The sequence below is a fragment of the Cryobacterium sp. LW097 genome (assembly GCF_002205495.2).
Lineage (GTDB): Bacteria > Actinomycetota > Actinomycetes > Actinomycetales > Microbacteriaceae > Cryobacterium > Cryobacterium zongtaii.
Window position 1 is genome coordinate 766,400 of sequence record NZ_CP021992.1, and the last position, 12,876, is coordinate 779,275.

The 12,876-nt window shown below is 69.9% G+C and carries 14 protein-coding genes; 9 read left to right on the top strand and 5 right to left on the bottom strand.

Annotated elements, in window-relative coordinates; translation table 11 throughout:
• Positions 1-19: 19 nt before the first annotated feature.
• Genes B7495_RS03525 through B7495_RS03535 form a run of 3 tightly spaced genes read right to left on the bottom strand, consistent with a single transcriptional unit; the run spans position 20 to position 3,986 of the window.
• Positions 20-1,654, bottom strand: coding sequence for a cation acetate symporter (locus tag B7495_RS03525; RefSeq protein ID WP_240632380.1), 1,635 nt, complete (start codon positions 1,652-1,654; stop codon positions 20-22).
• On the bottom strand, positions 1,651-1,998 hold the full coding sequence (locus tag B7495_RS03530; protein WP_088455355.1) for a DUF485 domain-containing protein: 348 nt from the start codon (positions 1,996-1,998) through the stop codon (positions 1,651-1,653). Before B7495_RS03530 ends, B7495_RS03525 begins: the two co-directional genes overlap by 4 nt.
• Entirely contained in the window at positions 1,995-3,986 is a 1,992-nt protein-coding gene (locus B7495_RS03535) for an AMP-binding protein (protein ID WP_088455356.1), read from the bottom strand. Before B7495_RS03535 ends, B7495_RS03530 begins: the two co-directional genes overlap by 4 nt.
• 89 nt (positions 3,987-4,075) lie before the next feature.
• On the opposite strand from B7495_RS03535, the gene B7495_RS03540 reads away from it, so the two are divergent.
• The 5 genes from B7495_RS03540 to B7495_RS03560 all read left to right on the top strand — a co-directional run bounded on the left by B7495_RS03540 (position 4,076) and on the right by B7495_RS03560 (position 9,365).
• A complete protein-coding gene (locus B7495_RS03540; RefSeq protein WP_240632381.1) occupies positions 4,076-4,759 on the top strand; it encodes a GntR family transcriptional regulator in 684 nt (227 codons plus the stop codon).
• 27 nt (positions 4,760-4,786) lie between these two features.
• Positions 4,787-6,322, top strand: coding sequence for an MmgE/PrpD family protein (locus tag B7495_RS03545; protein WP_088455357.1), 1,536 nt, complete (start codon positions 4,787-4,789; stop codon positions 6,320-6,322).
• Positions 6,322-7,230 carry a methylisocitrate lyase gene (gene prpB / locus B7495_RS03550; RefSeq protein WP_088455358.1) on the top strand — a complete coding sequence of 303 codons (909 nt, stop codon included), beginning with the start codon at positions 6,322-6,324 and terminating at the stop codon, positions 7,228-7,230. Before B7495_RS03545 ends, prpB begins: the two co-directional genes overlap by 1 nt.
• A 69-nt stretch (positions 7,231-7,299) precedes the next feature.
• Positions 7,300-8,490, top strand: coding sequence for a bifunctional 2-methylcitrate synthase/citrate synthase (locus B7495_RS03555; protein WP_088455359.1), 1,191 nt, complete (start codon positions 7,300-7,302; stop codon positions 8,488-8,490).
• Between the two features lie 29 nt (positions 8,491-8,519).
• Entirely contained in the window at positions 8,520-9,365 is an 846-nt protein-coding gene (locus B7495_RS03560; protein WP_088455360.1) for an NAD-dependent epimerase/dehydratase family protein, read from the top strand.
• Here B7495_RS03560 and B7495_RS03565 read toward each other — a convergent pair.
• Together B7495_RS03565 and B7495_RS03570 are read right to left on the bottom strand one after the other, a co-directional pair.
• Positions 9,298-9,906, bottom strand: coding sequence for an MOSC domain-containing protein (locus B7495_RS03565; protein ID WP_240632382.1), 609 nt, complete (start codon positions 9,904-9,906; stop codon positions 9,298-9,300). The genes B7495_RS03560 and B7495_RS03565 overlap by 68 nt on opposite strands.
• Positions 9,907-9,913: 7 nt before the next feature.
• Complete coding sequence (locus B7495_RS03570) at positions 9,914-10,180, bottom strand: hypothetical protein (RefSeq protein WP_088455361.1); 267 nt, start codon at positions 10,178-10,180, stop codon at positions 9,914-9,916.
• A gap of 88 nt (positions 10,181-10,268) precedes the next feature.
• Here B7495_RS03570 and B7495_RS03575 point away from each other — a divergent pair, with 88 nt between their 5' ends.
• From B7495_RS03575 to B7495_RS03590, 4 genes are read left to right on the top strand one after another with little or no spacing between them, the layout of a single operon-like run.
• The gene (locus tag B7495_RS03575; protein WP_088455362.1) at positions 10,269-10,808 is read left to right on the top strand and encodes a phosphoribosyltransferase; all 540 of its coding nucleotides are present in this window, start codon (positions 10,269-10,271) and stop codon (positions 10,806-10,808) included.
• Positions 10,805-11,536, top strand: a complete 732-nt coding sequence (locus B7495_RS03580) for a Type 1 glutamine amidotransferase-like domain-containing protein (protein WP_088455363.1) — start codon at positions 10,805-10,807, stop codon at positions 11,534-11,536. The genes B7495_RS03575 and B7495_RS03580 overlap by 4 nt, the downstream gene beginning before the upstream one ends.
• 3 nt (positions 11,537-11,539) lie before the next feature.
• Complete coding sequence (locus B7495_RS03585) at positions 11,540-12,259, top strand: uracil-DNA glycosylase (protein ID WP_088455364.1); 720 nt, start codon at positions 11,540-11,542, stop codon at positions 12,257-12,259.
• Positions 12,260-12,284: 25 nt separating this feature from the next.
• Complete coding sequence (locus B7495_RS03590) at positions 12,285-12,863, top strand: GNAT family N-acetyltransferase (protein ID WP_088455365.1); 579 nt, start codon at positions 12,285-12,287, stop codon at positions 12,861-12,863.
• Positions 12,864-12,876: the final 13 nt, after the last annotated feature.

Consider the following 12,876-nt stretch of genomic DNA (forward strand, 5'->3'; position numbering starts at 1 on the left):
GAGCGGGAGGCGAGCGGGGCTAGTGCTCGCTCGCCTTCTCGGCGCCGAACCCGGTGAGGGAGCGCACCGCCATCTCTGCGGCCAGCTTGGGGTCCTCCCGGCGGGTGCTGGTGACCGAGCCGAGCCAGCCGAGGAAGAAGCCCAGCGGGATCGAGATGATGCCCGGGTTGTTCAGCGGGTAGATCGCGAAGTCCACACCCTCACCGAACATCGAGGTGGGTGTGCCGGAGAACACCGGCGAGAACACGATCAGCAGAATCGCCGACCCCAACCCGCCGTACATGCTCCACAGGGCCCCGCGGGTGGTGAAACCGCGCCAGAACAGCGAGTACAGGATGGTGGGCAGGTTGGCGCTCGCCGCGACGGCGAAGGCCAGCGCCACCAGGAAGGCGATGTTCTGCCCCTGCACGCCGATGCCGCCGGCGATGGCGAGGATGCCGATCACCACGACGGTGCGCCGGGCGATCTTGACCTCGCCGTCCGGGTCACCCTTGCCCTTCTTGATCACGCTGGCGTAGATGTCGTGCGCGAACGAGGTGGCCGCGGTGATGGTGAGACCGGCGACCACGGCGAGGATGGTGGCGAACGCGATGGCCGAGATGAAGCCCAGCAGCAGCGGGCCGCCCAGCGCCAGCGACAGCAGCGGCGCCGCGGAGTTCACTCCGCCGGGCGAGGCGAGAATGGTGTCCGCACCCACCAGGGCCGCGGCGCCGAAGCCGAGCACCAGCGTGAACAGGTAGAACGCCCCGATCAGGAAGATCGCCCAGACCACCGAGCGTCGGGCCTCCTTGGCGCTGGGCACCGTGTAGAAGCGCATCAGCACGTGCGGCAGGCCCGCGGTGCCGAGCACCAGGGCGATGGCCAGGGAGATGAAGTCCAGCGGGTTGCCGCCGTACTGCAGGCCGGGCGCGAGGATCGACTCCGCCGGGGTGACCGAGGCGTTCGCGACGGCGGCATCGAGCAGGGTGGACAGGTTGAACCCGTTGATCACCAGCACCCACACCGTCATGGCGCCAGCGCCGATGATGAGCAGGAACGCCTTGACGATCTGCACCCAGGTGGTGCCCTTCATGCCGCCGATCAGCACGTACATGATCATCAGCCCGCCGACCACCGTCACCACAATGGATTGGCCGAGCTTGTCGTTGATGCCCAACAACAGCGAGACGAGCCCGCCGGCGCCGGCCATCTGCGCGAGCAGGTAGAAGAAGCACACCGCCAGGGTGGTGGTGGCCGCGGCGACGCGCACCGGCCGTTGGGCCAGCCGGAAGGAGAGCACATCCGCCATGGTGAACTTGCCGGTGTTGCGCATCAGCTCGGCCACCAGCAGCAGGGCCACCAGCCAGGCCACCAGGAAGCCGATCGAGTAGAGGAACCCGTCGTAGCCGTTCACGGCGATGGCGCCGACGATGCCGAGGAACGATGCCGCCGAGAGGTAGTCGCCGGCGATCGCGAAGCCGTTCTGGGGCCCGGTGAAGGAGCGACCGCCGGTGTAGTAATCGGCGGCGGTGCGGTTGTTGCGGCCGGCCCGGATCACGATCACCAGGGTGACGGCCACGAAGGCCAGGAAGATCGAGATGTTCAGGACCGGGTTGTTCTCCGTGGGCTCGACCGCTGCGGCGACAGCGGTCAGGCTCATTCCCAGGGCGCTCATGCGGCGACCTTCGCTTCGAGCTCGGCGCGGAGCTCTGCGCCCAGCGGGTCGAGCACCCGGTTGGAGAAGGCGACATACCAGATGGTGATGGCGAACGTCGTGACGAACTGGCCGAGGCCGAGCACCAGGCCCAGGTTGATGCTGCCGAAGACCGGCCGCGCCATCACATCGGGCAGGTAGGCCGCCACCAGCACGTACGCGAAGTACCAGACCAGGAAGAACACCGCCATCGGCACCACGAACCTCCGGCGCCGGCGTTGCAGGTTGACGAAGCGGTCGCTGGTCTCGAAGGCGACATAGTCGATCGAGTCCTCCGGCCTGGTGTCGTTCAGTGATTCCTTCATGGGGCTCCTTTGCTCCGGTGAGATGGGTGGATGTTAGTCGGTTGTTGGGGCCGGACAGCAAGGGCGAGCGCGTCGAGCACGGCGGGGTCTTCGATGGTGGGCGGGACCTTGTACGGCTCGCCGTCGACGATCTGGCGGATGGTCTTGCGCAGGATCTTGCCTGAGCGGGTCTTGGGCAGCCGGTCCAGGATTCTCACGTCGCGGAACGCCGCCACCGGGCCGATGTGCTCCCGCACCAGGTTGACCAGCTCGGCCGTGAGCAGATCGTGGTCGACCACCGCGCCGGCCTTGAGGGTGACGAAACCGGCCGCCCGCTGGCCCTTGAGCGCGTCGTGCACACCGAGCACGGCGCACTCCGCAACGGCCGGATGCCGGGTGAGCACCTCCTCGAGGGACCCTGTGGAGAGCCGGTGGCCGGCGACGTTGATCACGTCGTCGGTACGGCCCATCACGTAGAGATAGCCGTCGGCGTCGAGGTGCCCGGAGTCCCCGGTGGCGTAGTAACCGGGGAAGGCGGTGAGGTAGGCGTCGACGAAGCGGTCGGCGCCGCCCCAGATGCCCAGCAGGGAGCCCGGCGGCAGCGGCAGCCGGATGACGATGTTGCCGTCCTTGCCCGGCTTGGTGATGGGTGCGCCCTTCGAATCGAGAATCGCGATGTCGTAGCCGGGCACCGGCACCGCGGTGGAGCCGGGTTTGGTGGGCAGCTCCTGGATTCCGCGCGGGTTGGCGCAGATGGCCCAGCCGGTCTCGGTCTGCCACCAGTGGTCGACGACCGGGCAGTGCAGGCCGTCGTTGACCCAGTGGAAGGTCTCCGGGTCGAGCCGTTCACCGGCCAGGAACAGCGCGGTGAGGCTGGACACGTCGTGGCGGGCCAGCTCGGCCAGGTCGGGGTCGACCCGGCGGATGGCCCGGATGGCCGTGGGCGCGGTGAACAACACGTTCACCCTGTAGTCCGCCACGACGCGCCAGAAGGCGCCGGCATCCGGGGTGCCGATGGGCTTGCCCTCGTAGATGATCGTGGTGGCGCCGGCCAGCAGCGGTGCGTAGACGATGTAGGAGTGGCCGACCACCCAGCCGACGTCCGACGCCGCCCAGAACACGTCGTCGGGCCCGATGTCGTAGATGCCCCGCATAGACCAGGTCAGCGCAACGGCGTGACCGCCGTTGTCGCGGATGATGCCCTTCGGGTTTCCGGTGGTGCCGGAGGTATAGAGGATGTAGAGCGGGTCGGTGCTTGCGACGGTGACCGGGTCGGCCGGGGTGGCGGCGGCCTCCGCGTCCGCCCAGTCCAGCCAACGCACGGCGGCATCGTCGGCGGGGTCCCCGGCGTAGTCGGCGGCAGATCCGTCGATCGTGGCACGGTCGCGCACGATGACGGTGTGCACCGAGCCGGCGCTGAGCTCGAGCGCCTTCTGCACCAAGGGGAGATACGGCACCGCCTTGCCGGGCTCCAGGCCGCCGGAGGCCGTGACGATCACCGCGGGCCGGGCATCGTCGATGCGCACGGCGAGCTCGCTGGCCGCGAAGCCGCCGAACACCACCGAATGCACGGCCCCGATCCGGGCGCAGGCGAGCATCGCCACGACGGCCTCGGGGATCATCGGCAGGTACACGATGACCCTGTCGCCCCGGCCCACGCCATTGGCCCGCAGCACCCCGGCGAACCTGGCGACCCGGTCGAGCAGGTCGCGGTAGCTCAGCCGGATGCGGGTGCCCGTCATCGCGGAGTCGTAGATCAGCGCCGTGTGATCGCCGCGGCCGGCCAGGACGTGCCGGTCGAGGGCGTTGTAGCTGGTATTGAGGGTGCCGTCCGCGAACCAGGAGTAGTCAGTGGGGGAGCGCTCTGTCAGCGCCGTGGTCGGCGCGCTGACCCAATCGACGAGCCCGGCGGCCTGCAGCCAGAAGTCATCGCGCTCGTCGATGCTCCGCCGCCAGACATCGCGGTAGCCCTGGGGGGTCGTGCGAGTGGTTCCAGTGTCTTCGATCATGGTGCGAACCTCTCCATTGAAGCTCTCATGTATACACAAGGTGCGGTTAGTCTTGCACACGCCGGGCAATAGGGGAATAGAATGCGCGTGTGTATACAGAGACCGTGAAATCCGCACCGGAGCGGGCGAGCGACCGGGCCTACAGGGTGTTGCGTGACGAGATCCTCGACGGAGTCCTGCCGGCAGGCACGGTGCTGCTCGAGGTGGAACAGGCCGCCAGGCTCGGCGTCTCCCGCACCCCGCTGCGCTCCGCCGTGGCGCGGCTCGTGGCCGCCGGTCTCGTCGCCGGCCGCAGCGGCCGGGGCTTCTCGGTCACCGAGATGTCGGTCGAGTCGATCAACGACCTCTACGAGCTGCGCGAGGCCCTCGAGGAGCGGGCCGCGACGCTGGCCGCGCGCCGCGATGACCGCACCGCGTTCGGGATGCTGCGCGACCGGTTCGTCGCCGCCCCGGCCCTGCTCGATGCGGGCGAAGACGGCATACACGAGTACTACGCGCTGATCGACGAGTTCGACGCCGCCATCGACGCCGCCGTCGACAACTCCTTCCTGGTGGGCGCCCTGGTCACCGTGCGCACCCACCTGGCCCGCATCCGCCGGGTGGCCAGGGGGAACCCGGTGCGGCTGCGGGCCGCCGCGGCCGAACACCTGTTGATCCTCGACGCGATCATCCACGGCGACGCTGCGCTCGCCGCGCACGCCACCCACGTGCACCTGCATCTCAGCCTCGCGAGTGTGCTCGCGGTGCTCGAGGCCACCGAAACGACCTCCTGACCTCCCCGATTCGAAAGGACCACCCTCGTGCAGACAACCTCCGTGCGCGTGCACCCCAGCGAGAACAGCCCCGCCAAGACCGACCAGCTGGCCTGGAAGATCGCCGCCTGCGCGGCAGACCCGGTCCCGGTCGACGACGACGTCACCGAGATGATCATCAACCGGGTGATCGACAACGCCGCCGTCGCCGCGGCCTCGCTGACCCGTGCCGCCGTCGCCGCCGCCCGGTCGCAGGCGCTGGCGCATCCCCGGTCGACCGGCGGCGACGGCGCCACGGTGTTCGGCCCGTCCGACACCGAGAGGGTCTCGCCGGAGTGGGCGGCCTGGGCCAACGGGGTGGCCGTGCGGGAACTGGACTACCACGACACCTTCCTCGCCGCCGAGTACTCGCACCCCGGCGACAACATCCCGCCGCTCATCGCCGTCGCCCAGCACCTGGCCGCCCGCCGCGGCCTCACCGGAGGCGACCTGGTGCGCGGCATCGCGACGGGCTACGAGGTGCAGATCGACCTGGCCCGCTCGATCAGCCTGCACAAGCACAAGATCGACCACGTCGCCCACCTGGGCCCGTCGGCCGCGGCCGGCCTCGGCACCCTGCTGGGCCTGGACCCCGACACGATCTTCCAGGCCGTCGGCCAGGCCCTGCACACCACCACGGCCACCCGGCAGTCCCGCAAGGGCGAAATCTCCTCCTGGAAGGCGTACGCTCCCGCGTTCGCCGGCAAGATGGCCGTCGAGGCCGTCGACCGGGCCATGCGCGGCCAGACCAGCCCCACCCCGATCTACGAGGGTGAGGACGGCGTGATCGCCTGGCTGCTCGACGGACCGGATGCCGCTTACGACGTAGCCCTGCCGGCCGCGGGTGAGCCCAAACGGGCGATCCTGGACAGCTTCACCAAGGAGCACTCCGCGGAGTACCAGGCCCAGGCGCTCATCGACCTGGCCCGGAAGCTGCACCGCGAGCACCCCGAAATCCTGGTGCCCGGCGCGGTGGCGAGCATCGTCATCCACACCTCACACCACACCCACAACGTGATCGGCTCCGGAGCCAACGACCCACAGAAGTACGACCCGCGGGCCAGCCGGGAAACCCTGGACCACTCGGTGCCGTACATCTTCACCGTCGCGCTCCAGGACGGCTCCTGGCATCACGAGGACTCCTACCGGCCCGAGCGCGCCGGCCGGGCCGACACCGTGGCCCTGTGGAACACGGTCAGCACGAGCGAAGATGCCGAGTGGACCCGCCGGTACCACTCCAGCGACCCCGCCGAGAAGGCGTTCGGCGGCCGGGTCGAGATCCTGCTGGCCGACGGCAGCCGTCTGGTCGACGAGCTGGCCGTCGCGGATGCGCATCCGCTCGGCGCCCGCCCGTTCGTGCGCCCCGACTACGTCGCCAAGTTCCGGCTGCTCGCCGCGAACGCCCTGGAGCCGGCCGAGATCGAGCGATTCCTGGACCTCGCCCAGCGACTGCCGGAGCTGACCGCTGCCGAACTCGGCGGCCTCACCCTGGTGGCCCGCCCCGGCCTCCTCGAACCGCTGCCCAGCCTGAACGGAATCTTCTGATGCTCTACTCCGGACTCACCCCCGCCGCCAAGCGCGCGCAACTCCGCGCCGACCTCGCCGGCGGCGAGCTACTGCGTTTCCCCGGCGCGTTCAACCCGCTCAGCGCCAAACTGATCCAGGCCAAGGGATTCGAGGGCGTCTACATCTCCGGTGCCGTGCTCGCCGCCGACCTCGGTCTGCCCGACATCGGTTTGACCACTCTCACCGAGGTCGCCGGCCGCAGTCAGCAGATCTCCCGGATGACCGACCTGCCCACCCTCGTCGACGCCGACACCGGCTTCGGCGAGCCGATGAATGTGGCCCGCACCGTGCAGACCCTCGAGGATGCCGGCGTGGCCGGCCTGCACATCGAGGACCAGGTCAACCCCAAACGCTGCGGGCACCTGGACGGCAAGCAGGTCGTCGACACCGACACGGCCCTCAAGCGCATCCGCGCGGCCGTCGACGCCCGGCGGGATGCGAACCTGCTCGTGATGGCGCGCACCGACATCCGCGCCGTCGACGGGCTGGCCGCAGCGATCGACCGGGCCAAGGCGCTGGTGGATGCCGGCGCCGACGCGATCTTCCCCGAGGCCATGGGCACCCTGGCCGAATTCGAAGCCATCCGGGCGGCGGTGGACGTGCCGATCCTGGCCAATATGACCGAGTTCGGCAAGAGCGAACTCTTCAGGGTCGACCAGCTCGCCGACGTGGGCATCAACCTGGTGATCTTCCCGGTGTCGCTGCTGCGCCTGGCGATGGGCGCAGCCGTTGCGGGCCTGGACACCATCCTCGCCGAGGGCTCGTTGACCAGCCGGCTGCCGGACATGCAAACCCGCGCCGAGCTCTACCGGCTGCTGGACTACGAGGCTTACAATCGCTTCGATTCGGGGATTTTCAACTTCACTCTGAGCGGTCACGACGGCTAGCCCAGCACCACAACGGCACCACGAAGCAGTACCAGCACGGCTAAGTACCTCAGGACGCAAAGGAGCGAAATGACTATCAACCAGCCCACCCACACGGCCCCGGTGCAACAGCCGGTCGTGCCGGAGATCCACCGCGGCCTGGCCGGGGTGGTGGCCGATACGACGGCGGTGTCCAGGGTCAACCCCGACTCCAACTCGCTGCTCTACCGTGGCTACCCGGTGCAGGAACTGGCCGCGCAGAAGAGCTTCGAAGAGGTCGCCTATTTGCTCTGGCACGGCGAGCTGCCGGACGATGTGCAACTGGCCGCATTCGAGGTCGCCGAGCGGTCACTCCGGCGCCTGGACCACTCGGTGCGCCGGGTGATCGACGAGATCCCCACCTCCGCCGATCCGATGGACGTGGTGCGCACCGCCGTGAGCGTGATCGGCGCCAACGACCTGAGCACCCCGGACTCGTCGGTGGAGGCCAACCTGGCCAAGTCGTTGCGCCTGTTCGCGCAGCTGCCGGCGATCGTCTCGTACGATCAGCGCCGCCGGCACGGCCTCGACCTCGTCGAACCCCGCGACGACCTCGGTTATTCGGCGAACTTCCTCTACATGACCTTCGGCGAGGTGCAGGAGGTCGAGGTCGTCGAAGCCTTCGACGTGTCGATGATCATGTACGCCGAGCACTCCTTCAACGCGTCCACGTTCACGGCCCGGGTGATCACCTCCACCCTTTCCGACCTCTACTCCGCCGTGACCGGGGCGATTGGGGCGCTCAAGGGCCCGTTGCACGGCGGCGCGAACGAGGCCGTGATGCACATCTTCAGCGAGATCGGCCTGGGCGACGGGTCGGCGGAGCGCGCAGAACTCTGGCTGGAGGACACCCTCGCGCACAAGCGCAAGGTGATGGGCTTCGGCCACCGGGTGTACAAACACGGCGACTCCAGGGTGCCCACCATGCACGCGGCGCTGCTCACCCTGATCGACCACTTCGACCGGCCCGACCTGCTCGACCTCTACGAATCGCTCGCCGACGGCATGAAGACCCGCACCGGCATCCTGCCCAACCTGGACTACCCGGCCGGCCCGGCGTACCACCTGATGGGTTTCGACACCGCCAGCTTCACGCCGATCTTCGTCGCCGCCCGGGTGACCGGCTGGACCGCGCACATCATGGAACAACTGGCCGCGAACGCGCTGATCCGGCCGCTGTCGTTCTACAACGGCACGCCGGAACGCCACGTTCCGCCGGCGGCCGACGGCGACGTGCTCTGACGCCGCGCGAGCCGCTCCATACTGGAGTCATGACTGTACTGATAGCCGGATGCGGCGACCTCGGCACCGAGGTGGGCCTCCGCCTGGTCGCCCTCGGCCAACGAGTGGTGGGAGTGCGCCGCCAGGCCGGGGTGCTCCCGGTCGCCCTCAACGGGCAGTCCGTCGACCTGAGCCGCGAGCGGCCCGAGGTGCCGGCGGACACCGAGATCGTGATCGTGACCGTCGCCGCGGGCAACCCAGACCCCGCGGTGTACCGGGCCGCGTATGTGACCGGCCTGGCCAACCTCCTCGACGCCCTCGACGCGACCGGGGTCACCCCGCGCCGGTTCCTGCTGGTGTCCTCCACCGCGGTGTACGACGTGAACGACGGCAGCACTGTCGACGAGGAGACCCCGGCGGCCCCGGGACCGGGCACCGACTCGATCCTGCTCGAGGCCGAGCAGCTGCTGCGCAGCCGGATCCCGGCCGCCGTCGTGCTGCGCCTGGGCGGCATTTACGGCCCCGGCCGGGAGCGCCTGATCAGGCAGGTCCGCGAGGGGCGGGCGACGATTGCCGCGCGCGGCCGTCTCAGTAACCGGATCCACCGCGACGACGCCGCGGCCATGATCGTGCACCTGGTCTGTCGGGACACGGCGCCCGACCCGCTCTACCTCGGCGTCGACTCGACGCCGGTGCCCGCCACCGAGGTGCTGGATTTCCTCGCCGACGAACTCGGCCTGCCCCACCCGGAGATCGTCGAGACCGGCGGCCGCCGCGGCGGCGACAAACGCGTGAGCAACCGTCGAATCCTCGAGACCGGGTTCAGCTTCACCTATCCGAGCTACCGGGAGGGTTACCGGGCCGTGCTGGCCGGCCAGGCGGTTCGGCACCCGTAAGCCCCACACCGGTCAGGGGGCTGCTGCAGCGCAGCCGGGCGGGCCCGAGCCGCAGCATCCCGTCGGTCAGCGGTTCGCAGCGCATGCCGCCGCGGCCCCGCAGGGCCCGGTGCGCGCCGGGAGCCAGCACCACGTCCATCCAGGCGCACGGGTTCGCCGGCCGGTTGACCAGGAACTCGACCGGGCCGTCGCCGGTGTCGAGCGAGAACGTGGCGCCGCGCAGAGAGTCGATATCCACCCCGCGCAGCAGGACGTTGCGCCGGGTGGCGGCCGGGTCCAGAGTGCGCGGCAGGCCGAGGTCATCCGCCACCTGCGCCAGAACGTCGGCGTTCATCACGGTGACCGACGCGTGTACGTGCGCCGGTTTGGCGAAGTGCCGGTCGCCCACGATGCCCAGGCCCGCCCGCAGGCGGACGCTGGGGTGGCTCTCCGCGCCGACCATCGGCAGCGGCCCGTCGGCCGGGCGCCCCTCGTAGCGGTGCACGGGGGAGGCCAGGAGCAGCACGATCTCCACCTCGGCGCTGTGCGGCAGAAGGCTCACAAGACGGTTACGGCGCCATCCCGGACTCGACCGGCACGAATTCCACGTTGTTGGTGGGGTGCACGGTCTTCGCCGGCGCGCGGGAAAAGCCCTTGGCATCCAGGCGGTTCTCGGCGCGGAAGGTAGCCAGCGCCGTGTCGTACAGGTCGTTCAGCCGAGCGCCGGTGTACTCGCCGGTCGTGCCGTCGGTGAAGAGAATCGCGATGGGGGTCTTGCTGGGGAAGTGGCGGTTCATGCGGATGAAACCGTGGGCGTCCTGGTGCAGTGTGATCATGGGTCAATTCTCCTGTAACCGGGGCGTCGCCGCGGAACCGGGCCCTTCGGCCGCGCACTGCGGCCGCCCGAGGTTCTACCATTGACAAATGCAACCCGACCAGCAGCAAACCGCGCCCCCCGCCACCATCGACCCGCCGCGCGAGGTGCTGGAGTGGACCGACTTCGCCGACGCCTCCAGGTCGCTGGCCTCGACGGTGCTGGCCAGCGGCTTCCAGCCCGATGTCGTGATCGCCATCGCCCGCGGCGGACTGCTGCTCGCCGGAGCCATCTCCTACGCCCTCGGCACCAAGAACTGCGGCTCCATCAACGTCGAGTTCTACAGCGGCATCGACGAGCGCCTGCCCGAGCCCGTGCTGTCCGGCCCGATGCTCGACGCCCCGGCCCTGGCGGGCCTGCGGGTGCTGCTGGTCGACGACGTCTCCGACTCCGGCCACACCCTCGCCCTCGTGGTCGGCATCCTCAAGGAATCGGCCGGTGAGGTGCGCTCCGCCACCCTGTACACCAAGCCGCGCACCGTGCACGTGCCCGACTTCACCTGGCGCGAGACCGACGGCTGGATCGTCTTCCCTTGGTCGTCGCTGCCGCCCGTGACGGCCACCCCGCTCACCTCGGTGGTCGACGCATGAGCATCCACCTCGTCGGCGGCGGCTGGGCCCCCGAAAACGACACCGAGAACGACGCGGCGGTCTTCGGGCCGTTCCTGGCCGAGGCCGCCCTGCGGGCCACCGCCGCCGGCCGCACCGACCCGCGGATCGCGATCATCGTGGTGCGGAACGGCGACGGCGACGACCACGCCGCCAAACTCGTCGCCGCGCTCGAAGCAGCCGGCCCGCTTGACCCCGTCATCACGTCGCTGGCCCTCGATGGCCTGGCGACCCTGCTGGCGGTGGCGGATGCCGACGGCATCGTCATCGGCGGCGGCCTCACCCCCGCCTACCTCACGGCCGTCGCGCCCATCGCCGGTGAGATCCGCCGCCAGGTGGCCGCCGGCATCCCGTACCTGGGCTACTCCGCCGGCGCGATGATCGCGGCCGAGCGAGCCCTGCTCGGCGGCTGGCGCATCGGCGGCGTGCCGGTGAGCCCGCAGGAAGCCTCGGAAGACCTCGACGAGATCACCATCGAGAACGGCATCGGCCTGCTCGACGTGACCGTCGACGTGCACGTCGCCCAGTGGGGCACCCTGAGCCGCATGGTCGCCGCCACCGAGGCCGGACTCATCCGCGGCGGCCTCGCCGTGGACGAGGGCACCGTGCTGATCGTGGGCCAGGGCACCCTCGGCGTGGCCGGCGCCGGCAGTGTCTGGACCGTCAGCGAATCCGAGGGCGGGGTGCTGGTGAGCACCTTCGGCGCCTAGCGGATGGCAGAACCCGCGCTGATCGCGGCGCCGATCGACCCCGGTTGGGCGCGCGCCTTCGGCGTCCCCGGCGCGGGGGATGCGCCGGTCGACGTGAACACCGTGGACCCGTTCGCGGCCCCGCTCGCCTTCGCGCGGGCCGACGCCGCGGCCGGCGAACGGGTGCTGCCCGCGCCGGAGCACATCCTGCGGGCCTTCCGGCAGCCGTTCGCCGACGTGCGGGTACTCATCGTGGGCCAGGACCCGTACCCGACCCCAGGGCATCCGGTGGGCCTGGCCTTCTCGGTGGCCGCTGAGGTGCGCCCGGTGCCGCGGAGCCTGAGCAACATCTTCACCGAGCTGCACGACGACCTCGGGCTGCCGACCCCGGCCACCGGCGACCTCACCCCCTGGACCCGGCATGGCGTGCTGCTGCTCAACCGGGTGCTCACGGTGCGGGCCGGCGCCGCGGGCTCGCACCGGCGACACGGCTGGGAGGCCGTGACCGAGCAGGCCATCCGGGCGCTGGCCGCCCGCGGCACGCCGCTGGTCGCCATCCTCTGGGGCAAGGACGCCGAAAACCTCGCCCCGCTACTGGGAGACACCCCCACCATCGTCTCCGCGCATCCGAGCCCGCTGTCGGCCCGACGTGGATTCACCGGATCGCGCCCGTTCAGCCGGGCGAACGCGCTGCTGGCCGCGCAGGGCGCCGCGCCCATCGACTGGTCGCTGACGGTAGCCTGAACAGCATGTGGAGAGGACCCGTCCGGTGTTAGAAGAGGAATACCAGCCCCGTCGGCGGCTGCCGCGTCACCTGTCTCCGGCGCCGGCGCCCGAGGCGCCGTTCGAGTACGCGCTGCGCGACGCGGTGGAGACCGACCTGCCCCATATTCAGGAGATCTACAACTATTACGTCGCGAACAGCACCGTCACCTTCGACGAGGATGCGATGACGCTTGCCGAATGGCGCGACAAGTTCCACTACCTGGCCAAGCTCGGCATGCCGTTCATCGTCGCCGAGTCCCCTGCCGGCCAGCTGCTCGGCTACGCCCTGGTGAGCCCGTGGAAGCAGAAGAAGGCTTACAGGTTCACCGTCGAGAACTCCATCTACCTCGGTGCCGCCTCCACCGGCAAGGGGCTGGGCCGGGTTCTGCTGGCCGAACTCATCGAGCGGTCCAGGGCCGCCGGCCTCAAGGAGATCATCGCCGTGATCGCCGACCAGGGCGCCGACGCCTCGATCAAGCTGCACCAGGACTTCGGTTTCGAGGAGATCGGCCGGATGGGCAAGGTCGGCTTCAAGTTCGAGCGTTGGCTGGGCACCGTGCTGCTTCAGAAGAGCCTGAAGTAGCGGCAGCCGGCAA